The organism is Prevotella sp. RM4 (assembly GCF_000701965.1).
In the GTDB taxonomy this organism is placed as follows: domain Bacteria; phylum Bacteroidota; class Bacteroidia; order Bacteroidales; family Bacteroidaceae; genus Prevotella; species Prevotella ruminicola.
In genome coordinates this window covers 99602-126152 of the sequence record NZ_JNKG01000011.1, presented here as the reverse complement: position 1 = coordinate 126152, position 26551 = coordinate 99602, and the positions used below count along the sequence as shown (strand labels likewise).

Annotated in this window: 21 protein-coding genes and 1 tRNA gene; 9 read left to right on the top strand and 13 right to left on the bottom strand. The window is 47.8% G+C overall.

The features are described from left to right. The first annotated feature begins 5 nt into the window (after nucleotides 1-5). Both ftsH and T499_RS0111065 read left to right on the top strand, forming a co-directional pair. Nucleotides 6-2078 carry an ATP-dependent zinc metalloprotease FtsH gene (ftsH, locus tag T499_RS0111070; protein ID WP_033151022.1) on the top strand — a complete coding sequence of 691 codons (2073 nt, stop codon included), beginning with the start codon at nucleotides 6-8 and terminating at the stop codon, nucleotides 2076-2078. Then, entirely contained in the window at nucleotides 2071-2922 is an 852-nt protein-coding gene (locus tag T499_RS0111065; protein ID WP_013063745.1) for a phosphatidate cytidylyltransferase, read from the top strand. The genes ftsH and T499_RS0111065 overlap by 8 nt, the downstream gene beginning before the upstream one ends. Here T499_RS0111065 and T499_RS0111060 read toward each other — a convergent pair. Then, nucleotides 2914-3384: a hypothetical protein gene (locus T499_RS0111060; protein ID WP_013065003.1), complete on the bottom strand. Its 471-nt coding sequence runs from the start codon at nucleotides 3382-3384 to the stop codon at nucleotides 2914-2916. The two genes, T499_RS0111065 and T499_RS0111060, sit on opposite strands and share 9 nt — an antisense overlap. Nucleotides 3385-3467: 83 nt before the next feature. Here T499_RS0111060 and T499_RS0111055 point away from each other — a divergent pair, with 83 nt between their 5' ends. Further along, nucleotides 3468-5522, top strand: coding sequence for a TonB-dependent receptor plug domain-containing protein (locus T499_RS0111055; RefSeq protein WP_033151021.1), 2055 nt, complete (start codon nucleotides 3468-3470; stop codon nucleotides 5520-5522). A gap of 5 nt (nucleotides 5523-5527) precedes the next feature. Then, entirely contained in the window at nucleotides 5528-6322 is a 795-nt protein-coding gene (locus T499_RS0111050; RefSeq protein WP_080517152.1) for a DUF4249 family protein, read from the top strand. Here T499_RS0111050 and T499_RS0111045 read toward each other — a convergent pair. Together T499_RS0111045 and T499_RS0111040 are read right to left on the bottom strand one after the other, a co-directional pair. Further along, a complete protein-coding gene (locus T499_RS0111045; protein WP_013064298.1) occupies nucleotides 6292-6792 on the bottom strand; it encodes a lipocalin family protein in 501 nt (166 codons plus the stop codon). The genes T499_RS0111050 and T499_RS0111045 overlap by 31 nt on opposite strands. Then, entirely contained in the window at nucleotides 6782-7795 is a 1014-nt protein-coding gene (locus T499_RS0111040) for an aspartate-semialdehyde dehydrogenase (RefSeq protein ID WP_033151019.1), read from the bottom strand. The genes T499_RS0111045 and T499_RS0111040 overlap by 11 nt, the downstream gene beginning before the upstream one ends. Nucleotides 7796-7885: 90 nt before the next feature. On the opposite strand from T499_RS0111040, the gene T499_RS0111035 reads away from it, so the two are divergent. The 3 genes from T499_RS0111035 to T499_RS0111025 are packed head-to-tail and all read left to right on the top strand — an operon-like array spanning nucleotide 7886 to nucleotide 11567. Then, the gene (locus tag T499_RS0111035; RefSeq protein WP_033151062.1) at nucleotides 7886-10018 is read left to right on the top strand and encodes a cation:proton antiporter; all 2133 of its coding nucleotides are present in this window, start codon (nucleotides 7886-7888) and stop codon (nucleotides 10016-10018) included. Between the two features lie 23 nt (nucleotides 10019-10041). Next, nucleotides 10042-10725 (top strand): ABC transporter ATP-binding protein, encoded by a 684-nt coding sequence (locus T499_RS0111030; protein WP_033151018.1) that lies wholly within the window; start codon nucleotides 10042-10044, stop codon nucleotides 10723-10725. Further along, nucleotides 10722-11567, top strand: a complete 846-nt coding sequence (locus T499_RS0111025; protein ID WP_033151017.1) for a CvfB family protein — start codon at nucleotides 10722-10724, stop codon at nucleotides 11565-11567. Before T499_RS0111030 ends, T499_RS0111025 begins: the two co-directional genes overlap by 4 nt. A 42-nt stretch (nucleotides 11568-11609) precedes the next feature. On the opposite strand, the gene asnS is transcribed toward T499_RS0111025, so the two are convergent. From asnS to T499_RS0110995, 6 genes are all read right to left on the bottom strand, one after another. Beyond that, nucleotides 11610-13049 (bottom strand): asparagine--tRNA ligase, encoded by a 1440-nt coding sequence (gene asnS / locus T499_RS0111020; RefSeq protein ID WP_013064884.1) that lies wholly within the window; start codon nucleotides 13047-13049, stop codon nucleotides 11610-11612. A 47-nt stretch (nucleotides 13050-13096) separates the two neighbouring features. Further along, nucleotides 13097-14446 carry a pseudouridine synthase gene (locus T499_RS0111015; RefSeq protein ID WP_013064086.1) on the bottom strand — a complete coding sequence of 450 codons (1350 nt, stop codon included), beginning with the start codon at nucleotides 14444-14446 and terminating at the stop codon, nucleotides 13097-13099. Nucleotides 14447-14499: 53 nt separating this feature from the next. Further along, nucleotides 14500-15846, bottom strand: a complete 1347-nt coding sequence (gene purB / locus T499_RS0111010; RefSeq protein ID WP_013063464.1) for an adenylosuccinate lyase — start codon at nucleotides 15844-15846, stop codon at nucleotides 14500-14502. A 107-nt stretch (nucleotides 15847-15953) separates the two neighbouring features. Further along, nucleotides 15954-16028: transfer RNA gene (locus tag T499_RS0111005), tRNA-Val, on the bottom strand. 86 nt (nucleotides 16029-16114) lie between these two features. Beyond that, nucleotides 16115-16540: an ACT domain-containing protein gene (locus T499_RS0111000; RefSeq protein ID WP_033151016.1), complete on the bottom strand. Its 426-nt coding sequence runs from the start codon at nucleotides 16538-16540 to the stop codon at nucleotides 16115-16117. Nucleotides 16541-16556: 16 nt separating this feature from the next. Beyond that, entirely contained in the window at nucleotides 16557-17855 is a 1299-nt protein-coding gene (locus T499_RS0110995) for a phenylacetate--CoA ligase family protein (protein ID WP_013064721.1), read from the bottom strand. Between the two features lie 164 nt (nucleotides 17856-18019). Here T499_RS0110995 and T499_RS0110990 point away from each other — a divergent pair, with 164 nt between their 5' ends. Next, nucleotides 18020-18754 (top strand): MBL fold metallo-hydrolase, encoded by a 735-nt coding sequence (locus T499_RS0110990; RefSeq protein ID WP_033151015.1) that lies wholly within the window; start codon nucleotides 18020-18022, stop codon nucleotides 18752-18754. A gap of 4 nt (nucleotides 18755-18758) precedes the next feature. Here the strand turns inward: T499_RS0110990 and T499_RS0110985 are convergent, their stop codons facing one another. The 4 genes from T499_RS0110985 to dnaK all read right to left on the bottom strand — a co-directional run bounded on the left by T499_RS0110985 (nucleotide 18759) and on the right by dnaK (nucleotide 24932). Further along, nucleotides 18759-19484: a DUF2461 domain-containing protein gene (locus T499_RS0110985; protein WP_033151014.1), complete on the bottom strand. Its 726-nt coding sequence runs from the start codon at nucleotides 19482-19484 to the stop codon at nucleotides 18759-18761. Nucleotides 19485-19495: 11 nt separating this feature from the next. Further along, entirely contained in the window at nucleotides 19496-19990 is a 495-nt protein-coding gene (locus T499_RS0110980; protein ID WP_033151013.1) for a GNAT family acetyltransferase, read from the bottom strand. A gap of 174 nt (nucleotides 19991-20164) precedes the next feature. Next, nucleotides 20165-22117, bottom strand: a complete 1953-nt coding sequence (locus T499_RS14305) for a hypothetical protein (protein WP_157054599.1) — start codon at nucleotides 22115-22117, stop codon at nucleotides 20165-20167. Between the two features lie 901 nt (nucleotides 22118-23018). After that, on the bottom strand, nucleotides 23019-24932 hold the full coding sequence (gene dnaK / locus T499_RS0110970) for a molecular chaperone DnaK (RefSeq protein ID WP_033151012.1): 1914 nt from the start codon (nucleotides 24930-24932) through the stop codon (nucleotides 23019-23021). A gap of 180 nt (nucleotides 24933-25112) precedes the next feature. Between dnaK and T499_RS0110965 the strand changes: the two genes are divergently transcribed. After that, nucleotides 25113-26513, top strand: coding sequence for a hypothetical protein (locus tag T499_RS0110965; protein ID WP_033151011.1), 1401 nt, complete (start codon nucleotides 25113-25115; stop codon nucleotides 26511-26513). Nucleotides 26514-26551: the final 38 nt, after the last annotated feature.

Here is a 26551-nt window from a genome sequence, read left to right as displayed (position 1 = left end):
GGTATATGGAGAATAATCAAAAACCAAACAAAAATAACGGTGCTAACGGTCCTAAGATGAATATGCCCAAGTTCAACATGAACTGGATATATTTCATCGCTATTCTGGCTTTAGGACTGCTTTACTTTACCAGTGGTGGTGCCGAAAATAGTAGCGTAGCAAAAACCGCATCGTATAGCGAGTTCAAAACTATGGTTGAGCGTGGCTATGCCAAAAAGATTGTGGTAAACAAGGCCCAGAGCATGCTACGTATGTATGTAAAGCCCGAACATATCCGTGATGTGTTCCACCAGGGAACGCAGCAAACGGGTGTTGAGCCCTATCTGGAGGTAGAATTCGGTAGCGTAGATCAGGTTGAGCAGTTTGTAGCCAAGGCTAAGGATGAAAAGGTGTTTACCGGTGATCTGGCTTTCGACAATAAACGTGATAACGAGTTCTTATCGCTGATTCTATCTAACCTCATTCCTATTTTATTTATAGTAGGATTGTGGATATTCCTGATGCGTCGCATGGGCGGCGGAGGCGGCGGCGTTGGTGGCGGTGTCTTCAACGTAGGCAAGAGCAAAGCAAAGATGTATGAGAAGGGTGGTGAGTTAGGCATCACGTTTAAGGATGTTGCCGGACAAGCTGGTGCCAAACAAGAGATACAGGAGATTGTTGACTTCCTGAAGAATCCTCAGAAATATACCGACTTGGGAGGTAAGATACCCAAGGGAGCCCTGCTGGTCGGTCCTCCGGGAACAGGTAAAACCCTGTTAGCTAAGGCTGTAGCAGGCGAGGCTGGTGTGCCTTTCTTCTCAATGAGTGGTTCTGACTTTGTAGAGATGTTTGTGGGTGTTGGTGCCAGTCGTGTACGCGATTTGTTCCAGCAGGCCAAAACAAAGAGTCCTTGTATCATCTTCATCGATGAGATTGATGCTGTGGGACGTGCTCGTTCAAAGAATCCTGCCATGGGCGGTAACGATGAGCGCGAGAATACGCTGAATGCCCTGTTGACTGAGATGGACGGATTCGGTACAAATAGCGGTGTTATTATTCTGGCTGCTACCAACCGTGCCGATATGCTTGATTCAGCTCTGCTGCGTGCAGGACGCTTCGATCGTCAGATACACGTTGATTTGCCTGATCTGAACGAGCGTAAGGAGGTATTTAAGGTACACCTGAAGCCTGTGAAGATTGATGAAAGCGTAGATATCGACTTCCTGGCTCGCCAAACACCAGGCTTCTCGGGTGCTGATATTGCCAATGTTTGTAATGAGGCTGCGCTGATTGCGGCCCGTCATAATAGTCAGACTGTAACGAAGCAGGACTTCCTGGATGCCGTTGACCGTATTATTGGCGGACTTGAAAAGAAGACCAAGGTGATGACACAGGCCGAGAAACGCTCGATAGCTATTCACGAGGCTGGTCATGCTACCATCTCATGGTTTACCGAGTTTGCCAACCCATTGGTTAAGGTTTCTATCGTGCCACGTGGACAGGCCCTTGGTGCTGCCTGGTATCTGCCTGAGGAGCGCGTGCTGCAAACCAAGGAGGCGATGCTGGATGAGATGTGTTCGCTGTTGGGTGGTCGCGCAGCCGAAGAGCTGTTTGTGGGTCATATCTCGACAGGTGCTATGAACGACCTTGAGCGCACTACCAAGCAGGCTTACGGCATGATTGCTTATGCTGGTATGAGCGAAAAACTGCCTAACGTGTGTTATTATAATAATGCTGAGTATCAGTTCCAGAGACCTTATTCGGAAACCACGGCAAAGATTATGGACGATGAGGTGCTGCGTATGATAAATGAGCAGTACGAGCGTGCCAAGCAGATACTTACCGAGCATAAGGAGGGACATGCCCAGCTGGCTCAGTTGCTGATAGATCGTGAGGTGATTTTTGCCGAGGATGTAGAGAAAATCTTTGGTAAGCGTCCCTGGACCAGTCGTGCAGAGGAGTTGCTTGAAGCCCAGATGAAAGCCGATGCTGAGCGTATGGCTGAAGAGCGTGCCAAGGAGCTCGAAGCAGAAGCAAAGGCTGCTGAGCAGAAAGCATTAGAGAGTAAACCCGAAGAAAAGGAGGATAAGGATGCGTAATTTTATTGTTAGAGCTATTACTGGCGTGCTGTTTGTTGCCGTGCTGGTGTGCAGCTTTTTGCGTCCGCAGGCAATGGTGCTGCTGTTTGCGCTGATTACAGGACTGACCATTTGGGAGTTTACCGGATTGGTTAACGAACGTGCGCAGGTGACGGTTAACCGCATGATATCTACTGTGGCAGGTGTATATCTCTTTTTTGCCATGGCAGGTTTCTGCAGCGAGCTTACCCCATCTGCTGTGTTCATCCCTTACCTTGTGTCTATCATCTATCTGATGGTGGCTGAGCTGTACCTGAAGAACGAGGATCCCATACATGATTGGGCCTATACCATGATGGCTCAGTTGTATATCGCCCTGCCGTTCTCGCTGCTTAATACGCTGGCATTCCACGCTGCGCCTCAGGGATTTGTGGCTTACGATGCTGTGTTACCCTTGTCGGTATTCGTATTCTTGTGGATGAACGATACAGGAGCCTACCTCTGTGGATCGCTGTTGGGCAAACATAAACTCTTCCCCCGCATTTCGCCAGGAAAGAGTTGGGAAGGCAGCATCGGTGGTGGTATCTTAGTGATAGCCGTTGCCGTGCTGGTATGGTATCTTACCGATGAGTATCAGCTTAATCAGTTAGGACTGACCGCTGTTGAGTGGGCCGGATTGGGACTCACCGTAGTTATCTTTGGTACCTGGGGCGATCTGGTGGAGAGCTTGTTTAAGCGCACCATCGGTATTAAGGATAGCGGTAACATACTGCCCGGACATGGTGGCATGCTTGATCGTTTCGATTCGTCGCTGCTGGCCATCCCCGCTGCAGTAGTTTACCTCTACACCATTATGCTACTTTGATTGATAAAGTACACTTAAAGTTGGCTTATATGTATTTTCGAGGGTAAGGGTGATGAAACCACCTTTATCCTCGAATTTTGCGATACGGTGGTCTTTTCCATCCTTCAGCATGTTAGGCCAAGCGCCCAGTTGCTCCTCGAATGCATCGTGCATCTGCTGCCACATTTTTCGGGTGCTATCGTTGGTAGAGATGGTGTAGTTCTCCTGCAGTGCAACCAATGTATCGTTACGCTGAGCTAACATCAGACGGTAGTTAAGGTTGGGGTGATACATCGATACACGGGCAAAATCAGAGTCGGTCTTGGCTGAATCGATAGCAAAACCACGAGCAGCGAGCGAGTCGCAGAAGGTTTTGAAGGGCATACCCATTGAGAGTCCACGATAGTCGAGATACTTTTTCTCGCCATTTCCACAAGCACAGAGTGCTGCAATAGCCACTACGGCAATAAATAATTTCTTCATAACAAATTAGTTTTTTGTAATATTCGGTGGCAAAGATAGATATTTTTTTTGGAGTTTCCAAAAAAATCTATTAACTTTGCAACATGTTTCTATCAACATTACTACTTACGGCACTTGTTGCCATGCCTATAACACCCGATACCCTGCGACAGGAACAGCTTGATGAGGTGGTGGTGAAGTCGAACTCGGCTCGCCAGCGTCTGCGTCAGATACAGACTGGTGCTGAGCAGGTGCAACTGAAGGACCTTACTAACTCGCCGCAACTGTTTGGCGAACATGATATTATGCGCTCTATGCAGCTGCTTACAGGTGTAAAGAGCGAGAGTGATGCATCTAGCAGTTTCCAGGTGCGAGGTGGTACATCAGCCCAAAACCAGATACTGGTTGATATTGCTCCTGTATATAATGTGGGGCACCTGGCTGGATTGTTTTCGGCCTTTAATAGCGATGCACTTGTGTCGGCTACGCTCTATAAAGGTTTGCTGCCAGCACAGTACGGTGGCGCCTCGAGTGCGGTGCTTGATATTATCGGAAAAACAGGTAACAAGAGCGAGTACCACGGTGGCGCCAGTATCGGACTCCTTTCAGCAAAGGGTACCATCGAAGGCCCGATTGTGAAGAATAAGGCCGCCTTTTTAGTTACGGCACGCCGTTCGTATATGGACATGTTTCTGAAACTATCGCCCGATTTTAAAGGTAATACTTTGTATTTCTACGATATCAACGCCAAGGCTGACTGGACCATTAACGAGAACAACCAACTGTTTCTGAGTTTCTTTACAGGTCACGACCGTACGGCACTTGAGGATATGGTTGACATCCGTTGGAACAACCTTTCAACCAGTTTAAAGTGGTTGCACCATTTTGGTAGTAATGCCTATGCTCAGTCGACGGCTTACTACAGCGGCTATCAGACGGATAATGGTATTGATTTTCTGGGTATGAATATCTGGTTCTCTGGTCATATCCGTCAGACAGGTTTCCGACAGGATTTCCATGCCAATCTGGGAAATAATAGGCTAGATGCTGGTTTGCAAACGGCTTTGCTTAATGTGAAGTCGGCCGAGTGGAAACAGGTGTCGTTGCACGAGAAGGAACAGCGCCGTGCCTGGGATAATGCATTTTGGCTGAACCTGATGGTGCCCATCACCAAAAAACTTGATGTTTCGGCCGGTCTGCGTGTGAGTGCCTTCTCGCCTTTGGGTGGTTCGTTGTATTACGATCTGGAAGATAATGGCGACATAGCTTGGTACTACAACTATGGTAAGAACCAGATAGTTAAAACCCACACAGTGCTTGAGCCCCGACTCTCTGTTAACTATCAACTATCACCTGTTGCCTCTCTTAAGTTCGGTTACACCCGTACTTCGCAGAATGTGCATGCCTTACGCAACCAGAGCACTGCAACACCCTTCGACCGTTACACCATGAGCAGTAACATTGTTAAGCCCGAGGTGGCCGACCAAGTGAGTGCAGGCTTGTTTATGATGACGCCCAATCAGGATTACGACTTCTCGGCCGAGGTTTACTATCGTCATATTAATAATGTGTTAGACTATCGCGATGGCAAATCGTTTGCCAGTGAGATAGAAATTGAGCGCTTGATGCTGGCGGGTAAGGGCAAGGGCTACGGTATAGAGCTGAGTGCCCGAAAGAACAACGGCAGACTGACGGGATGGATTGGCTACACGCTGTCGTGGTCGAAAACCAAGATTGATGGTATTAATCAGGGACGCTGGTACGATGCTAACAACGATCGCCGTCATGACATCAACATCGTGGCTATGTATCACCTGAATAAGCGTTGGAACCTGAGTGCCTCGTGGGTATATAACAGTGGTCAGGCTTTCACAGCCCCCAGTGGAAAGTATATGATTGAGGACAACTGGATATATTACTACACCGAGCGTAATGGTTATCGCGCACCAGCCTCGCATCATCTGGATGTAAGTGCAGTGTGGAGCAAGAAATACAGAAATCGCACCCATCAGCTGGTGTTCGGTATCTACAATCTGTATAACCGCTACAACCCCTTCCTCATTAACTTTGAGGATGGTGAGTATGGTGCAGGCACCAAGGCCAAGCAGTATTCGTTGTTCGGCATTGTACCATCGGTATCGTTTAATATTAATTTCTGAAAGCTATGCGTAGATTACTATATATAATAGGTATATTAGGGCTGATGTCGTGTACAAAGGAAATCAGCATCGACTATCATAGTCACGATACACGCTATGTGGTTGAAGGTACTATTAACAATGATGGTACGGAGATACGTGTGAGCACCACCAATGCGATGGAAGATAATGCTACTGGCAGTGATGTGAACAACGCTACCGTTACAATGACGGCCGACGATGGTACCACTGCTACCATCCCCTTCGTACGCAATGGCTACTACCGTTCAAAGTTTGCTGGTATTGCCGGCACTGTTTATAAGTTGGATGTTGAGGTTGAAGGACACCATTTTACGTCAACTTCTACCATGCAGCGCACCCCTAAGATGAACGAGTTTAAACTGGTGTGGAAGAAGATGCTGACGGAGCGTTACTTGTTTGGTGACTTGCGCCTGCAGGACATACCTAACGAGAGTAACTGGTATTTTATGCATATTTATCGTAATGGTTTAGGTTATCGTTGGGCGGTGATGAAGGATGATAAGAATCCGAACAAGGAACTGCAGCAGCTGTTTACCTTCTTCCGTGATGGTCAGCACGATAATGACGTTCTACAGGATGGCGACGAACTGCATATTGTTATACGTGCCATCGATCAGCGTGCTTACGACTATCTGTACTCTATGCAGCAGATGTCGAGCACGGCTACCAATCCTATTGATAACTTTACTGGTGGCTGTTTGGGGTATTTCTCAGCCAATAGCGAGATAGAATACTATCAGGATTTCTATTACCGCGATGTAACTGAAGATGACGAATAACCGTTAGTTTCGTTTGATAGTTTGCGAATAATGAAAGTAACGGTTATGCCTTTTTGTTCGTAGTCGTACCTGATAAGCACAGAACTGTCGGTAAACGAAACCACCTGTGCTAGGAGCGAGCGCTTGGCTCCGCCATCGTCAACGTATGTAAGTTTCAGGTTATTGTTGTCGCACTGATAGTCGCCTTCGTAAATCACCATACCTTCTGTGTCGTAGGCGGTAAAAGTACCTTTGCGCACCATGCCGTTGTAATTGCCATCACCACGGAAAACAAACTGATCGTACGTAAAGTTATCGGGGCCTAAGTCGGTGTCGCCATCAATCACAACATCACCTTCGCCCCAACCGCGTTGCCAAGTGCCGACAATCATTTCGCCCAGTCGGCGTCCATCATCGTCACCACCACCGCAAGCGGTCAAAAATACCAGGGCAGCCACCATAGCTGCCCTGTATAAGAACTTACTTAACATTTCCAACCTTAACTAAGTACTCTGCAATCTGAACAGCATTAAGGGCAGCACCCTTACGTATCTGGTCGCCACTGAGCCAGAAGGTCAGACCGTTTTCGTCGCTCAGGTCCTTACGTACACGACCTACGTAAACATCGTCCTTGCCGGCAGTTTCCAGAGGCATGGGGTAGGTAAGTGTAGCGGGATCGTCCTTCAGTGTACAGCCGGGAGCAGCGGCGATAGCCTTCTGAGCCTCCTCTACGCTGATGGGGCGCTCGGTCTCAATCCAAACACTCTCTGAGTGAGAGCGCAGTGAGCTAACACGTACACACATGGCCGAGCACTTAGCATCGGTATGCATAATCTTACGTGTCTCGTTAAACATCTTCATCTCCTCCTTGGTGTAGCCATTTGGCTGGAACACGTCAATCTGAGGGATAACGTTATAAGCCAGCTGGTGGGCGAACTTCTTTACGGTCTTAACCTCACCATCCTCTACCATCTCTTTGTACTGCTGCTGCAGTTCGGCCATGGCAGCGGCACCGGCACCTGAAGCACTCTGATATGAAGCAACATGGATGCGTTTTATATGAGAGAGCTTTTCTAGAGGCTGGAGAACAACTACCATCATGATAGTGGTGCAGTTAGGGTTGGCGATGATTCCACGAGGACGGTTCAGGGCGTCCTCGGCGTTGCACTCGGGCACTACCAAGGGTACATCGTCGTCCATACGGAATGCACTCGAGTTATCAATCATTACAGCACCATACTTTGTGATAGTCTCGGCAAACTCCTTCGATGTGCCTGCACCTGCTGAAGTGAAGGCGATGTCGACATCCTTAAAATCGTCGTTGTGCTGAAGCAGTTTAACCTCAATCTCCTTACCTTTAAAATTGTACTTCGTTCCGGCACTGCGCTCTGAGCCAAACAGTACCAGTTCGTCAATTGGGAAATTTCTCTCAGCGAGGATGCGCAGAAACTCTTGTCCTACGGCTCCACTCGCACCTACAATTGCTACTTTCATCTTGATAATCCTTTAAATGGTTACAATTTGGCCGCAAAATTATGTTTTTTTTTTCATTTTACCAAAAAAATGAGTACCTTTGTAGCCAAAATGACATTATTATTATCATATTTACCGATTACAGACCCAACTTTTATCTTTTTTGTGGTGCTGATGATCATTCTGTTTGCTCCTATCGTGATGAGTAAACTTAGAATTCCGCATATCATTGGCATGGTTCTGGCGGGTATCGCCATCGGTCAATATGGTTTTAATATTCTGGTCCGCGACAACTCGTTCGAACTTTTTGGTAGGGTAGGTCTCTACTATATTATGTTTCTGGCCGGACTGGAGATGGACATGGAAGGTGTGAAGAAACATTCGCGTCGATTCCTGTTGTTCGGACTGCTGACGTGCTTTGTACCGCTGATACTTACCTATGTCATGTCGGTAACCATCCTTGACTATTCGTCATCGGCTTCGTTCCTGTTGGGCTGTATCATGGCGTCAAATACCTTGATTGCTTATCCTATTGTTGGTCGATATGGTTTGCAGAAGCACCAGAGCGTGGCCCTCAGTGTGGGCTCGTCGATGATATCACTGTTTATGGCGCTGGTGATGCTGGCTGCTATCTCGGGCTCGTTCAGCAAAGATAGTGGTTGGTGGTTCTGGGTGCTGTTTGCGGTTAAGTTTGCCGCCTTCTGTGTGGGTAGCGTGGTGCTGATACCTAAGCTTACGCGTTATTTCCTGCGCCGATACAGTGATGCCGTGATGCAGTACACCTTCGTTATGGCGGTGATGTTTCTCAGTGCGGCACTCTCGTCGCTCATTGGTATCGAGGGTGTGTTTGGCGCGTTCTACTCGGGACTGATATTAAACAGATATATTCCACGTGTGTCGCCACTGATGAACCGCATCGAGTTTATCGGTAACGCATTGTTCATCCCCTATTTCCTGATTGGTGTGGGTATGCTCATCAATCTGGGTACGCTGTTCTCTAGCATGCAGATGGTATGGATTGTGCTGCTTATCGTGTTCTTCGGAACATTTGGCAAGGCTGTGGCTGCCTATATCTGCAGTCTGTTGTTCCGCTTGTCAAAGGCTGATGGACACATGATGTTTGGTCTTACATCGGCCCATGCGGCTGGTGCCATCGCTATGGTGATGGTGGGCATCCGTTTAGAGGTGGCTCCTGGCGAATACCTGGTGAGCGACGACATGCTGAATGGTATCATTATGATGATATTGTTTACCTGTATCATCAGTACCATGATGACCGAGCATGCTGCCAAGAAGATTATCATTCAGGAGAAGACCCATCTGCAGGGCGATGTGCCTAAGGATGACGACGAGAAGATATTATTATGTGTGAAATATCCTGAGATTGCACCGCATCTGCTGTATATGTCGATGTTCATGCGTAACCAGCGTCTGAATCGCGATTTGGTGGCGCTGAATGTGGTTTACGATGATGAGCGTAGCAATGCTGCTCGCGAAGAGGGTATCCGATTGTTGGAGCAACTGCAGCATACGGCCAGCGCCAGCGAGGTAAAGGTGCAAACGCAGGTGCGCTTGGCTACCAATATCGCCAATGGTATTAAGCACGCTTTCCGTGAGTTTGGTTGCTCTGAGATTGTGATGGGTATGCACGTTCATACCGATATCAACCCCAGGTTCTGGGGAGAGTTTATCCAGAGTTTGTATAATGGCTTGAACCGCCAAATTCTGCTGGTACGTTTCGTTCAGCCTATGACCACGTTGCGTCGTATTCGTGTGGCAGTACCTTCACGAGCCGAGTTTGAGCCAGGTTTCCATCGTTGGCTCGAAAGGTTGAGTAGGTTGGCTGGTCAGTTGGACTGCCGTATCCAGTTCCATGGTCGCAACGAGAGTCTGATGCTCATCAAGGAGTATATCAACAACCGCCATCCCAATGTGCGTGCCGAGTACACCTATATGGCTCATTGGAACGAGTTGCCTCAGTTGGCTGCGGGTATTGCCGACGACCATCTGTTTGTGGTAGTTACAGCCCGTAAGGGTACCATCTCATACAAAACAGCGTTAGAGCGATTGCCTGATGAGTTGCAGAAGCACTTCTCGGGTAAGAACCTCATGATAATCTTCCCCGACCAGCATGGTGATACTAAGGACGAGCGCATGAGCTTTACTGAGGCACAGCACCACGAGGAGAAGAGTATCTATGATACTATTCTGCGCTGGATACACGAGAGGAAGATTAAACATTAAAAATAAAACATTAAAGATTAGAGATGATTGATATAAAGAATATAACCAAGAGCTTTGGCTCGTTACAGGTACTGAAGGGCATCGACCTCCATATCGACAAGGGCGAGGTGGTAAGCATTGTAGGTCCCAGCGGTGCAGGTAAAACCACGTTGCTGCAGATTATCGGCACACTCGACCGTCCTGATACTGGTAGTGTTGTGGTTGATGGAATCGACACAACCACGCTCTCATCCAAGCATCTTGCCGATTTCCGCAACCGCCATCTGGGATTTGTGTTCCAGTTCCATCAGCTGTTGCCCGAGTTTACTGCTATCGAGAATATCATGATTCCCGCTTATATAGCTGGCACATCGCAGAGTAAGGCTAAGCTGCGTGCCAAAGAACTGCTTGAGTTTATGGGACTGGCCGATCGTGCTACCCACAAACCCAACGAACTCTCTGGTGGTGAGAAACAGCGTGTGGCTGTGGCTCGTGCGCTGGTAAACAATCCTGCAGTGATTCTTGCCGATGAGCCTTCTGGCTCGCTCGACACAAAGAATAAGGAAGAGTTGCATCAGTTGTTCTTCGATCTTCGTGATCAGTTCGGACAGACTTTTGTGATTGTTACCCACGATGAGGGACTTGCTTCGATTACAGATAGAACTATTCATCTTAAGGATGGACTGATATTACCTATGGAAAACATTGAAATAACAGAGGAAATATGATAAAATTAGGAGATTACAATACCTTGAAAATCGTGAAGTCAGTCGACTTCGGACTTTATCTCGACGGTGGCGAGGAAGGCGAAATTCTGCTTCCCCAGCGTTATGTTACAAACGATATGAAAATTGGTAACGAGGTTACGGTGTTTATCTACCTCGACCAGGAAGAGCGACCTGTGGCTACAACAGAGACACCTTATGCCAAGGTGGGCGAGTTTGTAAGTTTAGAGGTGGCATGGGTTAACCAGTTTGGCGCATTCCTTAACTGGGGGCTGATGAAAGATATCTTCTGCCCCTTCCGTGAGCAGAAAAAACGTATGGAGCAAGGTCAGCGTCATATCGTATATATTAAGGTAGATGAAGACAGCTATCGCCTGATGGCTACGGCCAAGGTAGAGAAATATCTCACTACACCTATTATTACCGATCTGCCATCGTTGCAGCATGGTGCCGAGGTGGATATTTTAGTGTGGCAGAAGACCGATCTGGGCTTCAAGGTGATTGTGAACAATAAGTTCCAGGGCCTGATATTCGAGAATCAGATTTTCCAGCCTCTGCACAGTGGTATGAAACTCAAGGCCTATGTGGATCATGTGCGTCAGGATGGCAAGATTGATATCGTTCTGCAGCAGACAGGCAGACAGCAAACGCTGGACTTTGCTGAGACACTGCTACGCTATCTGTACGAGAATGATGGATTCTGCAATCTGGGAGATAAATCGCCTGCCGAGTTGATTTATGATCGCTTCCAGGTATCAAAGAAGGCCTATAAGAAAGCTATTGGCGATCTCTATAAGCGTCGCCTCATCACTATCGAACCTGATGGCATTCGCTTAGTAAAGTAAAAGCAATAAAAAACCTCGCCGATTGGCGAGGCTTTTTTATGTTTAGAACTCTGCTGATTTCGGAGTACGTGGGAAGGGGATCACGTCGCGGATGTTCTGCATACCTGTTACGAACAGGATGAGACGCTCGAAACCAAGACCGAAACCGGCGTGTGGGCATGAACCCCACTTGCGGGTGTCGATATACCACCAGAGGTGGGTCTGGTCCATCTCGCGGCGATTAATCTCGCCCATCAACTTATCGTAGCTCTCCTCACGAACACTACCACCGATAATCTCACCAATCTGTGGGAAGAGTACATCGGTACCCTGCATGGTAGGACCAGGGGCAACAGCACCCTTATAACCTACTGAACCGCCATCGGCAGTGTCCTGGTTCTGCTTCATATAGAACGACTTGAATGCACGTGGGTAGTCGGTCATGATAACAGGCTTCTTGAAGTGCTCTTCAACCAGGTAGCGCTCATGCTCGCTGGCAAGGTCGTCGCCCCAGTTGCATGGGAACTCGAACTTCTTGCCGTTCTTGATAGCCTCCTGCAGGATATTGATACCCTCAGTGTAAGGCAAGCGAACGAAGGTTTCCTTGAGTACACCCTCCAGGCGCTCGATCAGAGTCTTATCGATCATCTTGTTCAGGAACTCGAGGTCGTCCTTACAGTTATCGAGAGCCCAGCGTACGCAGTACTTGATGAAGTCCTCTTCAAGATCCATCAGCTCTTCCTGATCCAAGAAAGCAACCTCAGGCTCAACCATCCAGAACTCAGCCAGGTGGCGAGGTGTGTTACTGTTCTCTGCACGGAAAGTAGGACCGAAGGTGTAGATAGAACCCAGTGCGGTAGCACCCAGCTCACCCTCCAGCTGACCAGATACAGTCAGCGAAGTCTGCTCTCCGAAGAAATCATCGTCGTAGATAATCTTGCCGTTCTCGTCCTTCTTCAGGTCGTACAGGTTCTTGGTAGTTACCTGGAACATGTTGCCTGCTCCCTCACAGTCACTGGCAGTAATCAGTGGTGTGTGGAAGTAGAAGAATCCATGCTCGTGGAAGTAGGTGTGGATAGCCATCGCCATGTTGTGGCGGATGCGCATCACAGCTCCGAAAGTGTTGGTACGCAGACGCATGTGAGCGTTCTTACGCATTACCTCGAAGCTCTGGCCCTTCTTCTGCATGGGGTAGTCGTTGCCGCACAGACCGTAAACCTCAAGCTTAGTAGCCTGGATTTCGCTGCTCTGACCGGCACCCTGACTCTCAACCAGTGTACCCTCGGCGCTGATGCAGGCACCAGTGGTTATATCCTTCAATACCTGCTCGTCGAACTTAGTAGGATCAACAACAATCTGCACATTCTTGATGGTAGAACCGTCGTTGAGTGCAATGAAGTCTACAGCCTTAGAGCTGCGGTGCGTGCGCACCCAACCCTTAACGCAAACCTCCTTGCCATATTCAGTGCTCTTCAGCACATCAATAATCTTTGTTCTTTTCATCTTTTTGTATTTGCTAGATATTCTAGATTTGCTAGATTTACTAGATATTACTCGTAAGCTCCCATACGCAGGCGGTCAACCTCCTCCTCGGTCAGGTAGCGCCAGTCGCCACGCTTCAAGTTCTTCTTAGTCAGACCAGCGAACTGTACGCGGTCGAGCTTCTGAACACGGTAGCCCAGGCTCTCGAAGATACGGCGAACGATACGGTTCTTACCTGAGTGAATCTCGATGCCAACCTGCTTCTTATCGGTAGGATGTGCATACTGAACGTCGTCGGCCTTAATCTCACCATCCTCAAGCTGGATGCCCTCGGCAATCTGTGCCAGGTCGTGAGCGGTAACGTTCTTATCGAGGTAAACGTGATAAATCTTCTTCTTCAGGTACTTAGGATGTGTAAGCTTAGAAGCCAGATCGCCGTCGTTGGTGAGTAGCAGCACACCAGTGGTGTTGCGGTCGAGACGGCCTACGGGGTAGATACGCTCAGGACAAGCGTTCTTAACGAGGTCCATTACAGTCTTACGCTGCTGAGGATCGTCGCTGGTAGTAACGTAGTCCTTTGGCTTGTTGAGCAGTACGTAAACCTTCTTCTCGATGTTTACGGGCTGATCGTGGAACTTAACAACATCGGTACGCAGGATCTTTGTTCCCAGCTCGGTTACAATCTCGCCGTTAACCGATACTACACCTGCCTGGATGAACTCGTCGGCCTCGCGACGGCTGCAAACACCGGCATTAGCCAGGAACTTGTTCAAACGCAGTGGCTCGTTTGGATCGTAGTTAATCTCCTTGTACTCGATGCGCTTCTTCATTGAGTACTTTGCATTTGGATCGTAGTCGGCTGTGCGCTGACGTGGACCCTTCTTATAAGGAGCTGCTCCGTAAGGCTTGCCATAGCCACCCTGCTGAGGACGACCGTAGCCACCCTGCTGAGGACGACCGTAGCCACCCTGCTGGGGACGACCGTACCCACCCTGCTGAGGACGACCGTAGCCACCCTGCTGAGGACGCTGGCCATAACCGCCACCCTGTGGACGCTGGCCGTAACCGCCCTGCTGAGGACGACCGTAACCGCCCTGCTGAGGACGACCGTAGCCACCCTGTGGGCGCTGGCCGTAACCACCCTGACGCTGCTGACCGTAGCCACCATCGTTATTGTAGTTGTTACGTGGACGATAGCCTCCCTGAGGACGCTGAGGTGCATTGCTCTGCAAACCTGCACCGAATCCCTCTGGGCGGAACTCGCCTTCGTCGTTGTTATTGCGATAGCTGGGACGCTCATATACTGGGCGTGCAGCGGTATGAATGCGTGGACGTGGTGAACGACCTGGACGATACTCCTTCTGATATCCGTCCTGTGCAGTCTCTTCCTGTTTTTTCTCGTTGTTTTCGAAATCCATGACTTGTTATTCTTTAAAATGTAACTAAATTCTATAAATATACTAATGTGTAATTAAATGCCTGTATAGGTTGATGGGGTAATGGCACGAAGTTCTTCTTTTACATCCTCACTCACCTCGAGTGTTTCAATGAAATTCTTGATCTTTTCGCCAGTCAGCTTCTCGTTGGTACGAGTCAGCGCCTTCAGGGTCTCGTATGGGTTGGGGTAGGCCTCACGACGCAGAATAGTCTGGATAGCCTCGGCTACTACTGCCCAAGTGTTGTCGAGATCCTCCTGCAGCTTCTCCTCGTTCAGAATGAGCTTGCGCAAACCCTTCAGTGTGCTCTGGAAAGCAATCACAGCATGACCCATAGGTACACCTACGTTACGCAGAACGGTAGAGTCGGTCAGGTCGCGCTGCAAACGGCTTACGGGCAGCTTTGCTGCCAGGAACTGCAGAATGGCGTTGGCAATACCCAGGTTACCCTCAGAGTTCTCGTAGTCGATGGGGTTCACCTTATGTGGCATAGCACTCGAACCAACCTCGCCCTTCTTGATCTTCTGCTTGAAGTAGTCCATAGAGATGTACATCCAGAAGTCGCGATCCAAGTCGATAACGATGGTGTTGATACGACGCATAGCATCAAAGATAGCACCCAACCAGTCGTAGTTCGAAATCTGAGTGGTGTACTGCTCGCGCTCCAATCCTAACTTTTCGCTTACGAATGTGTTACCAAACTCACGCCAGTCGTACTGTGGATAAGCCACGTGGTGAGCGTTGTAGTTACCGGTAGCACCACCGAACTTGGCAGTGATAGGGGTAGCCTTCAAACCGCGCAGCTGCTCTTCCAGACGGTACACGTACACCATCACCTCCTTACCCAAGCGGGTTGGCGATGCAGGCTGTCCGTGGGTCTTGGCCAGCATAGGGATGTTCTTCCACTGCTCGGCATAATCGTGCAGTTGCTCAATCAGCTCCTCCACCATAGGATAGTAAACCTGCTCCAGAGCCTCCTTGATAGAAAGGGGAACGCTGGTGTTGTTAATGTCCTGCGATGTGAGACCGAAGTGGATGAATTCCTTGTAGCTCTCGAAACCGCCCATGGCGTCGAGCTGCTCCTTGATAAAGTACTCTACGGCTTTTACGTCGTGGTTAGTAATCGACTCAATGTCTTTCACACGCTGTGCATTAGCGGGTGTGAAATTACGGTAGATGTCACGAAGTTGATCGAATGTTGAGTGGTTGATACCCTGAAGTTGAGGTAATGGCAATTCACACAAGGCAATAAAATACTCTATTTCAACGCGTACCCTGTAACGTATCAAGGCATACTCTGAAAAGTATTCTGCCAATGGTTCGGTCTTACTTCTGTAACGGCCATCAATAGGCGAGATGGCTGTCAATAAACTTAAATCCATGTTTTAAATTAATTCCTGTAATTATCGATAATTTCTAAACGTTCAATATCCTTCTTTAACCCAAAACCGCAACCTCATCGGCTGCGGAAAGCGGATTTTTTGTGTTGTGGGCGTTGACGGATTCGAACCGCCGACCCTCTGCTTGTAAGGCAGATGCTCTAAACCAGCTGAGCTAAACGCCCTTGTTTCTTGTTTGCGGGTGCAAAGGTACAAAGAAAAAATGAAACTGCAAAATTTTCAGGCGAAAATCTTGCAGTTTCTTGTAAATTTATAGCTGATAGAGGTCGTTTGCGGCCATCAACTCCACTTTTTTGTCTGAAAGTATCTTCTCGCAGGCATCCAAATCGGTGGGGCGGATTACCACTGTGGCCACATCGCCATTAGCAAACGAATACATGTACTCGATGAAAATACCGTTCTGTGAGAGGTGCTTCAGTACGATGGCCAGCGAACCGCTGGTGTTGGGGCATACAAATCCGATCACATCAGTAATCTTCACGGCAAAGTGTGCCTCTTTCAGAACCTGATAGGCTTTGTCGGGATCGGAAACAATGCAGCGCAGAATACCAAAGTCGCTGTTATCGGCAATACTCATGGCCGAAAGGTTGATGCCTGCTGCACCAAGCACCTCGGTCACCTCAGTCAGACGGCCTGACTTGTTCTCAAGGAAAATTGATAGTTGCTTAGTCTTCATAATTACGATTGTATTTTTAGATGTTACGTTTGTCAATCACACGCTTGGCCTTGCCCTCCGAGCGCTCAATGCCCTTTGGCTCAACCAACTTAACCTTGAAGCCCAGTCCGATCACGCTACGCAGCTCGCCTTCCAGCTTCTTCTGCAAACCAACCATCGTGGCCATATCGTCGGTAAAGTACTCCTCCTTCACCTCAACCTTCAACTCTGAGGTATCGGTATTGTTCACGCGGTCTACTGTGAGCAGGAAGTGAGGCTCGTACTCAGGCAGCTTCAGGATGACATCCTCAATCTGCGATGGGAATACGTTCACGCCACGGATAATCAGCATATCATCGCAACGGCCTAGGATGCGGTCCATACGTACCAAGGTACGTCCGCACTTACACTTGTCGTAGTGCAGGGCTGTCAGGTCGTGGGTGCGATAGCGGAGCAATGGCATACCCTCTTTAGTAAGGTGGGTGAATGTCAGCTCACCGAACTGACCTTCTGGTAGAGGCTCGCCTGTCTTTGGGTCCAGAATCTCTGGATAGAACAGGTCCTCGTTCAGGTGGGTGCCGCACTGGTGCTCGCACTCGTAGCCTACGCCAGGACCGGCAATCTCGCTCAGTCCGTAGATATCGTAAGCTTTAATACCCAGACTCTCTTCCAGTTTCTTACGCATCTTCTCGGTCCAAGGCTCTGCACCAAACACGCCCACTTTCAGCTTAAACTCGTCGCGGCTCCATGGGCACTCTTTCATGGCCTCGCCCAGGAACATGGCGTAGCTGGGGGTACAGCACAGAATGGTGGTGCCAAAGTCGTGCATCAGAGTCATCTGCTTCTGGGTGTTACCTGAAGAGATGGGGATTACCGATGCGCCGATATTGGTGGCTCCGTCGTGAGCGCCAAGACCTCCAGTAAACAGGCCATAGCCGTAAGCTACCTGGAAGATATCGTCCTTACCTGCACCATAGGCGGTAAAGGCACGACTGATGGCTTCGCTCCACATAGCAAGGTCTTTGCGGGTGTAAAGTACTACAACTGGTTTACCGGTTGTTCCCGATGAGGCGTGGATTCTGACAATCTGACTCATGGGCACGGCAGCCAGTCCGAAGGGATAGTTGTCGCGGAGGTCGAGCTTATTAGTAAAAGGCAGTTTGGTAATGTCGTCGATACTCTTGATATCGCCTGGTTCCAACCCCATCTCCTGAAACTTCTTACGGTAGAAGGGGGTGTTGTAATATACATACTCTGCCATTTTTACTAGGCGTTGACTCTGGATTTCGCGAAGCTGTTCGCGATCCATACACTCCATTGTTTCATTCCAAATCATGTCTGTTTCTTGTCGTTGATTATATGTACTTTACGGGCACAAAGTTAAGGTATTTTTTTGAATCAACCAAGAAAGTACCATCAAAAGTGTATATTTTATTTATTTGGTTTGGAACTTTCGTATATTTATCGTATTTTTGCCCCAGTTCTATATATTAATAAGGTATGAAGAAACTATTTTTATTGCTAATGGCCGTTTTAGGTCTCAACACAGCCTGTGGCCAGTCACCTTACGAGGTAGATGAGTTTACCACCGCGAGTGGAAAAACCGTTAAGTTACATGCGCTGATGCACTCGTGTATCCGTATTCAGTACGATGGCAAGGAGATACAGATTGATCCTGTATCAAAGCTGGGCAATCGTTCTATCAACTATGCAGCCATGCCTAAGGCCGATTACATCTTTGTAACCCATGAGCATGCCGACCATTACGATGCTGCTGCACTTAAAACATTATCGGCTGACAAAACGCAGCTGGTGATGAATAAGCGCTGTGCCAATAGGTATGGTTCAGGTAAGGTGATGGTGAACGGCGACAAACTGCAGTTTGCCGATGTTAGCGTTGAGGCTGTGCCTGCGTATAACTCTACGGCTGGTCGCGAGCAGTTCCACCCCAAGGGGCGCGATAATGGCTATATCCTTACCATCGATGGCTTGCGTATCTATATTGCCGGCGATACCGAGGATATCCCAGAGATGGCACAGATTAAGGATATCGACATTGCTTTCCTGCCTTGTAACCAGCCTTATACGATGACGCCCGATCAGTTGGTACGTGCAGCAAAGGTTATCAAACCCAAGGTGCTGTTCCCTTATCACTACGGACAAACCGACCTGAGTTCGATACCTGCTCAGCTTGAAGGAACAGGTATCGATGTAAGGATTCGTCATTACGAGTAAGGGACTACTCGTAATCGTCGATTACCGAGTTCATGAAATCCATCATTGGCTTGGCGGCTTTGAACATGCGTTCAATTTCGTCGAGCCATTTTTCGCCTTCATAAAAGTCGTCTGGCACCTGATGCCAGCAACAGTAATCCTTCATGCGCAGATACTCTACGTAGGGCCAGTCTTTGGGGAATCCCACTGGGCATTTCTTTAGTTTCTCCAGTCCAAAGCCCTGGGGCTGGTCCCAGCTCGATACATCTGTAGGTGTTGAGAAACTACTGGCTACAAGGCTACCGTAGTATTTCTTGAATTCTTTGTTCTCTACGCACTTCAGCCACTCTGCTGTGTTGCCCATCATCTCATTGCGGCACGATGTGAGTATATTGGTTGGCAACCAATAGTTACCACACGCCACCATACAATGTCCTGGCTCCAGGTGCAGGTAGTATCCGCCATGCAGAGCCTTCTTGCCATGAGCTGCAATATAGCCGCCAAAGTGGTTCTTGTAGGGCGACTTATCGGGTGAGAAACGTGTGTCGCGATTAAAACGATACGTGCAATCCTTTACTGTAAGATGTGCAATCGAGGGGTCAAAACTTGCAATCCTGTTAATTGCCATTTCAATTCCAGCTTCGAAATCTGCCCTTACAGCATCGTACTCAGCCTTATGCTCCCAAAACCAATCACGGTTGTTATTTGCCATCAACTGCTTCAGATAGCTTAGAATTCGTTTTGTATCCATATTCTTTGTATTTATTTCGTTTTCTGATAAGCCAGACGTTCGTCGCCTGAAAGTAGGTAGATGATACCGCAGTAGGTAAAGCCTTCTTTGAGAATGACGTGCTGCATAATTTGATTGTCGCGATGGGTGTCGATGCGGATGTTGCTGTCGTGGGCAAAGCAGAAGTCCATGATGCTCTTAAAAACACCGTGGGCATCAGGGTAACTGGCAATGCGGTGCACTACGTGATAGGGTAGAGTGTCCTCTATCCAGTTGCCCTCGTAGATTTTGGCGTAAGTTGGATCTGGACTGGGTAGAAAGGCGAAATAGGCCACGATGGTGCCATCGTCTTCTACCACATAGCCGCCACCAATCTCTATGTCGTGCAGAATCACATCTGTTGAGGGGTAATTGTCGGCCCATTGGTGCATGTTGCCCGATTGCCGCATAATCTTTTTGGCTGCAGCGATGACGTTCATGATGTCGTCAACCTGCTGCGGGTTGGCTTTTGTGATGGTTCTATTCATTGTCTGATTATCAATTATTAAACTTTTTAATTCGCCGGCAAAGTTACAAAAAACTTATGAAACAGGCGCTGGAAAAGTGCTATTAATGAACGGCCCAAACGATTATTTAACAAATAAGGGCTCGCTTGATGGCGAGCCCCCTCGTGTTTTTCAGGTACATGTTAATGACATAATTTATTTCCACCAGAATTCATCTACAAATGTACCTTGTACATAGTCTGTGAATTTCTTATTTTCATTAGCAATATTTCTTCTTTCTGGCACTGGTACAAATGTGTCGTCAACCAGTATCTTACAGGCTGCTTCACCTCTTGTGGCCTGGAGCTCCATCCACGAACCGTTCTTCGAAACATCTATCCTGATATTCTTAATCTGCTCGGGAGTGGTGTACTCGCCATTAATCTCGAACTCAACGGGGTCAACATTCGGACCAGCGCCCGTGTTATACATCTTATATTCGCCCTTTTCGTTGGGAGTTGTTTCGCCGAATATGCCGTGTACCTCAATATCCATCACTCTCAGCGGGAGCACACCGCCAGCACAAATCAGTCTCAGTGTGGTCTTGCCGCCTTCGGCCTTCACTACGTCGAAGACAACGTCGTTGAAGTCGAAATCTCCGGCTTCTGAAGCCGACAGGTCCTCAGCAATCACGCGGTAGAGTGGGGTGCTGCCACCGATAAAGCCTGGGTTACATGGTGTTTCGGGAATGGTAATATTGGGCTTGCCCGATTTGAAGCCTGCGGCATAGATGTTGTCAGCAATGCTGAAACCGTCCTGCTCGTAGATAAAACTATTGCCGCTATCCTGTGCAAAATGTGTCTCGGCCGAAATGTACAGGTTGCCGCCATAGGTTATAGCGCCATGACTGTTGATACTTTCGAGATAGGCGTCTCTGACAATATCCTTTGCCTGGAACACTGCATATCCAGTTGGTGAGATTCCATAAATGCCGTAGCCTTCATTAGCAGTTGTTCCAGATTCAAACTGGGCTGTTCTCTCAACTTTAAACACGGCATTCTCACCCATCACAATCTTAAATGGACCTGATACGGCACCTGTGCTTGAATCCCTGCCGCCATAGAAGTTCTCTGTCAATACACCACAGCCTGCATCAATCTTGAATGCGCCTTGGGCTGATGAGATATTCATCTCAAAGTCGTGAGTCACCTCAAGGAAACAGTTATTGATGACGTTCTCGCTTCCACCGATGTAAGCATAGTCATAAGTAGTCCAATGACCGTTGTTTACCCATCCCGAGTTGTTGGAGTTGACCTTAGTTGTACCAGTGACGGTCCACTCGGCGTTATTCAGTACAGCACCTGCTTTTACAGTAACATTGGTGGCAGTGATGGTACCATCGTTTACAATTCGGCTAGCATTGCTTTCGGCATTTACGCTTCCTGCTTCCAGTGTGCCAACATTATAGAGGAAACTTGCCATGTTTACTTCAAAAGTACCAGCTTTGATAGTTCCATGATTATACACCTTTGTGTTGGTGTTAGCCTTGAGGAAACCTGCAGTTTCGAGTGTAGCACCTTCAGCAATATAAATGGTATCAACATTGAAATTGATGGCACTAATTTCGCCTAACTTTAAGGTTGAACCTTCAATCAGATAGATTACCGAACTATTAGATGGTGCAAATTTTGGTACACCTACTGATGCGTCTTCATCTGATAAGTCAACGGTACCTGTTACATAGATATGGCTAGCGCCAGCCCACGTAGAAACAGATTGGGTCTCATTATTAATGTAATAAGTTCCCGGGCCAGCTCCATTTGGTGACAGCTGGTTAACACCTGCAGGTACTGCATCCAAGAAATTGCTGGCATCGCAGTCGGTCGGGAATGTGATCGTAGGCTGTAGGTTGCCTTTATACGAAGCATAAGTGCCAGCAGCACGGGTTAGAGCGCGTGTGTTGTTTTTTTTGCTGCTGAATCCCCAGTCAACATTGGAACCAACCTTACCAAACGCTTTTTCAAAAGCTGCAGCATACTTTTCGTTATAATTCTGTTCAACTTTCTCTTCGCTGTAGAGATATTTATCATGACTACACGACGAGAGCATGATCGTAACCAGAAGGGTGGTTACAATTGCTATAAATCCGAAATTAGTTCTTTTTGTCATAATTGTAATAGGTTAGATTAGTAATTGCATTCATCATTGATATATTTGGCGCAAATATACGAAAAATACAAGTATGTTGTACTTGGTGTAGGGTTAATTAGTGTTAACTGCTGCGCAAAAATAATGTGTTCGCAAACAAAAAACATTGTATGGTCGATAGATTACGCGTGATATATGCCAAAATCTTAGATGCCCTATCGTATATTTTTTCTATAGAATAAGCATTATTATTATTGAAAATTATGTAATTAGCCTACATGCCTACATATTTTTATCGTAAATACCTATTATACAACATGTTACAAAGATTACAGCCTACATAAAGCCCCACAAAAGCCTACATAAAGCCTACATGCAGCCTACATGTTTTTGCCGTTTACCTACGTACTAACAGATATTGTTTGCCTGGTTAGCAACTTTTATCCTTAACACCTGTTATAAAATTCTCTAGAGAATTTCTTTGTTACCTAGGCATCTAGCAATATTTAGTAGGCCACTTAGCCGAAAATTCTCTAGAGAATTTTGCAGCATCCTTTAGGAAGAAATATTGCAAGTACATTAATAAGTATGTTTTCGCAAGGCAGAAAGTAGCTTTTCGCATACTGATAAGTAAGCATCAAAAGGCCCAAAAGCTACTTTTCGTACCCTAAAAAGCTACTTTTCGGTCGATTTTATGTAGGCTTTATGTAGGCTTTTGTGGTACTTTATGTAGGCTTGAAAACACCAGAAACCCTTTATGCATGCGGTTTTTGAGCGTTTTTATGTAGGCATGTAGGCAATATGCCGGAAATTTTTTTTTGAAATGTAGTCATATGGCATACTGGTTGATTGAGAAATAAAACAAAAGAGGTGCAGACGTTGAATCTGCACCTCTTGGTTATGTTGTAAGTAAATCAATTATTTACTTTACCTCCTCGAAGTCGGCATCCTGGATGTCCTCAGGCTTTGGACCCTGCTGGGCCTGCTGCTGACCGCCCTGGAACTGATCGCCACCAGGCTGACCGGCTGCACCGCTCTGCTGGTACATCTGCTGCGAAGCAGTCTGCCAAGCAGTGTTCAGGGCTGCGATAGCTGTGTCGATAGCAGCTACGTCGCCTGCCTTGTGGGCATCCTTAAGCTGCTGCAAAGCCTGCTCGATAGCTGGCTTGTGCTGTGCAGGGATCTTATCGCCAAGCTCCTTCAGCTGATTCTCGGTCTGGAAAATCATTGAGTCGGCCTGGTTCAGCTTGTCAATACGCTCGCGCTCCTTCTTATCGTTCTCGGCATTCTGCTCAGCCTCGGCCTTCATGCGGTTGATCTCGTCCTGTGACAGACCAGATGAAGCCTCGATGCGGATGGCCTGCTCCTTACCTGTAGCCTTATCCTTAGCAGATACCTTGAGGATACCGTTGGCATCGATATCGAAGGTTACCTCGATCTGAGGAATACCACGACGTGCAGGAGCGATACCTGTGAGGTTGAACTGACCGATTGACTTGTTCTGTGAAGCCATTGGACGCTCACCCTGCAGAACGTGGATAGTTACCTCGGTCTGGTTATCAGCTGCAGTAGAGAATGTCTCGCTCTTCTTGCAAGGGATAGTGGTGTTAGCCTCGATCAGCTTGGTCATTACGCCACCCATGGTCTCGATACCCAGTGTAAGAGGAGTAACGTCGAGCAGTACGATGTCGCCTACGCCACCTTCCTTGTTCAGGATAGCACCCTGGATTGAAGCACCTACGGCTACCACCTCGTCGGGGTTAACACCCTTTGAAGGCTCCTTACCGAAGTAGTTCTTAACCAGAGTCTGAACAGCTGGGATACGGCTTGAACCACCTACCAGGATTACCTCGTCGATATCAGCTGTGTTCAGCTTAGCATCGGCCATAGCCTTCTGACATGGAGCCAGACAAGCCTGGATGAGGTCGTGAGCCAGCTGCTCGAACTTAGCACGGGTAAGAGTCTTAACCAAGTGCTTAGGTACACCTGCTACAGGCATGATGTAAGGCAGGTTAATCTCGGTGCTTGTAGAAGAAGACAGCTCGATCTTAGCCTTCTCGGCAGCCTCCTTCAGGCGCTGCATAGCCATAGGATCGGCAGTCAGGTCGGCACCCTCGTCGTTCTTGAACTCCTGTACCAGCCAGTCGATGATAACCTGGTCGAAGTCGTCACCACCCAGGTGAGTATCACCATTGGTAGAGAGTACCTCGAATACGCCGCCACCGAACTCCAGAATAGAGATATCGAATGTACCACCACCCAGGTCGAATACGGCAATCTTCATATCCTTGTTAGCCTTGTCAACACCGTAAGCCAGAGCTGCGGCTGTAGGCTCGTTTACAATACGCTTTACGTCGAGACCGGCAATCTGACCAGCCTCCTTAGTAGCCTGACGCTGAGAATCAGAGAAGTAAGCAGGTACTGTGATAACAGCCTCGGTAACCTCCTGACCCAGGTAGTCCTCGGCAGTCTTCTTCATCTTCTGCAGAACCATAGCAGAAATCTCCTGTGGAGTGTACTTACGACCGTTGATGTCAACACGTGGGTAACCACCCTCGTTAACTACAGTATATGGTACACGACCAATCTCCTTCTCGGTCTGCTGCCAGTTCTCACCCATGAAACGCTTAATAGAGTAAACAGTGTTCTTAGGATTAGTGATGGCCTGACGCTTAGCAGGGTCACCGATCTTACGCTCACCGTTATCAACAAAACCAACTACTGAAGGTGTTGTACGCTTACCCTCGCTGTTGGCAATTACTACAGGCTCGTTACCCTCGAATACGGCAACACAGCTGTTGGTAGTTCCTAAATCGATTCCAATAATCTTTCCCATAATTCTTATATTTTTTTAATTTATACTCAATTTGTCACAATCGGGAGTGCAAAGCATGTGCCAAAATGTCCTTTTATGATAAAAATGTTTTTTATTACGTCATTTTGGCACAAAATATTTGGATATTCATCCGAAAAAGTCTATCTTTGCACACAGAATTCTATATTAAAACAATCGGTCATGATGAAAAAAACGTTTTTAACTGCCTGTATGGCGTTTGCCTTTATGGCAGCCTCGGCTCAGACCAACTCTTATATTGTAAAGACTAAGGGCGCTACCAAGAGTGCTCAGAATCATATGGCAGACGAGATTGCCGAAGCGATGGAGGAGGATGAGGAGAGTGCTAAGGACTTCATCAGCCAGAACTTCCGCTTCCACAGTTTGTGCGATTGGGAGGAAGGTATGAAGTTTATGGTGATGCCTGATAAGTACGACCTGGTGGTGAAAACTTTTACTGAAACTGCCACGGGCAAGAATGTGAGCAACCTCACATTGAAGTACAAAATCATGATCTATAAAGGCCATTCGGAGAGTAAGGATGGTCATGCCCTGATTAACTTCCAGTGTCAGGATGATGGCAAATTCTATTATTACGAGATAGATTACGGCACCTTTGAGGACTATTGCTTCCAGAAAACGGGTGTGCCCACATTGGCCTATCTGGGCGATGTGGATATTGCCAAGGAGAAGCTGATGGATAAGATGCTGTACACCAAGACCAAGCTTTACCGTATGGATACCGAGTATGATGGCGAGGGCTATCAGGAGGTGCTGGTTGACCAGGATATGGTGGTAAAGGTAGTGGCTGTAGGTGTTGGCTCGCGTAATTTCCCTGTTAAAATCGTGGTCGAGGATAATGATGGCAACCAGTTCTATCAGAACGTAACGATGTCGAGAACCAACTGCGGACTGCGCGACGATGAGTTGGCAGGTGAAGATGCTCGATTCTTGTTTAATAACTCGTTTGAGTTGCAGGACGACATCATGTCAATCAGCAGTCGCAACTACAAGCTGTTTATTGGTAAGGTTGTACACACCAAGATTCCTGTAAAGATGCTGAACGAGGTCACCAGCAAGCAGCAGGCTATCCCACGTTTGGCTGAGTACAAGATTGAATCGATTACGCCCCACAAGAGTGATAATATGGCTACCGTTAAGCTGAAGAATACCACCCTTGGTACCTACTTCTATTCCGAGTGCTTCCTTGATCAGTATCAGAGCGAGGCCCATCCCGATCAGTTCTTCGGTTTGATATTTGCTCCTGGTCCTGGTAAGAAGGTTGTAACCAGCGAAGCCAGTCGTGCTATGATTCGTGCCGGACACGTAGGTGTCGGTATGAGCGAGGACGAGGTTCAGATGGCAGCTGGTGAGCCCGATAAGGTCGAGCCCGGACAGGGTGGACAGTACTTCTGGGTGTTTAACCGCTCGAACGATAAACTGCTGTATGTAGAGTTCGACGGAACGGGTGTGGTTAAGAAAACCAGCGTAAAGGATATGAACGAAGGCACTGGTAAGAAAAAGAAGAAACCTCAGCCAGTAAAGGGCTGGATGGGTGGTAAAGCCGATCCAACAGCCGAATAAACAATTATCCCAGCCAAGCGGCTGGGATAATTGTTTTT

Bases quoted from the DNA above. Each gene is read 5' to 3' on its own strand.
- T499_RS0111000 (WP_033151016.1), bottom strand. From the start codon at position 16,540: ATGAAGACTAAGCAACTATCAATTTTCCTTGAGAACAAGTCAGGCCGT.
- T499_RS0111065 (WP_013063745.1), top strand. From the start codon at position 2,071: ATGCGTAATTTTATTGTTAGAGCTATTACTGGCGTGCTGTTTGTTGCC.
- T499_RS0111045 (WP_013064298.1), bottom strand. From the start codon at position 6,792: ATGTTAAGTAAGTTCTTATACAGGGCAGCTATGGTGGCTGCCCTGGTA.
- dnaK (WP_033151012.1), bottom strand. From the start codon at position 24,932: ATGGGAAAGATTATTGGAATCGATTTAGGAACTACCAACAGCTGTGTT.
- T499_RS0110990 (WP_033151015.1), top strand. From the start codon at position 18,020: ATGAAGAAACTATTTTTATTGCTAATGGCCGTTTTAGGTCTCAACACA.
- T499_RS0111030 (WP_033151018.1), top strand. From the start codon at position 10,042: ATGATTGATATAAAGAATATAACCAAGAGCTTTGGCTCGTTACAGGTA.
- T499_RS0110985 (WP_033151014.1), bottom strand. From the start codon at position 19,484: ATGGATACAAAACGAATTCTAAGCTATCTGAAGCAGTTGATGGCAAAT.
- T499_RS0111050 (WP_080517152.1), top strand. From the start codon at position 5,528: ATGCGTAGATTACTATATATAATAGGTATATTAGGGCTGATGTCGTGT.
- T499_RS0110995 (WP_013064721.1), bottom strand. From the start codon at position 17,855: ATGATTTGGAATGAAACAATGGAGTGTATGGATCGCGAACAGCTTCGC.
- T499_RS0111060 (WP_013065003.1), bottom strand. From the start codon at position 3,384: ATGAAGAAATTATTTATTGCCGTAGTGGCTATTGCAGCACTCTGTGCT.
- asnS (WP_013064884.1), bottom strand. From the start codon at position 13,049: ATGAAAAGAACAAAGATTATTGATGTGCTGAAGAGCACTGAATATGGC.
- T499_RS0111025 (WP_033151017.1), top strand. From the start codon at position 10,722: ATGATAAAATTAGGAGATTACAATACCTTGAAAATCGTGAAGTCAGTC.
- T499_RS14305 (WP_157054599.1), bottom strand. From the start codon at position 22,117: ATGACAAAAAGAACTAATTTCGGATTTATAGCAATTGTAACCACCCTT.
- T499_RS0111015 (WP_013064086.1), bottom strand. From the start codon at position 14,446: ATGGATTTCGAAAACAACGAGAAAAAACAGGAAGAGACTGCACAGGAC.
- ftsH (WP_033151022.1), top strand. From the start codon at position 6: ATGGAGAATAATCAAAAACCAAACAAAAATAACGGTGCTAACGGTCCT.
- T499_RS0111040 (WP_033151019.1), bottom strand. From the start codon at position 7,795: ATGAAAGTAGCAATTGTAGGTGCGAGTGGAGCCGTAGGACAAGAGTTT.
- T499_RS0111035 (WP_033151062.1), top strand. From the start codon at position 7,886: ATGACATTATTATTATCATATTTACCGATTACAGACCCAACTTTTATC.
- T499_RS0111055 (WP_033151021.1), top strand. From the start codon at position 3,468: ATGTTTCTATCAACATTACTACTTACGGCACTTGTTGCCATGCCTATA.
- purB (WP_013063464.1), bottom strand. From the start codon at position 15,846: ATGGATTTAAGTTTATTGACAGCCATCTCGCCTATTGATGGCCGTTAC.
- T499_RS0110980 (WP_033151013.1), bottom strand. From the start codon at position 19,990: ATGAATAGAACCATCACAAAAGCCAACCCGCAGCAGGTTGACGACATC.
- T499_RS0110965 (WP_033151011.1), top strand. From the start codon at position 25,113: ATGATGAAAAAAACGTTTTTAACTGCCTGTATGGCGTTTGCCTTTATG.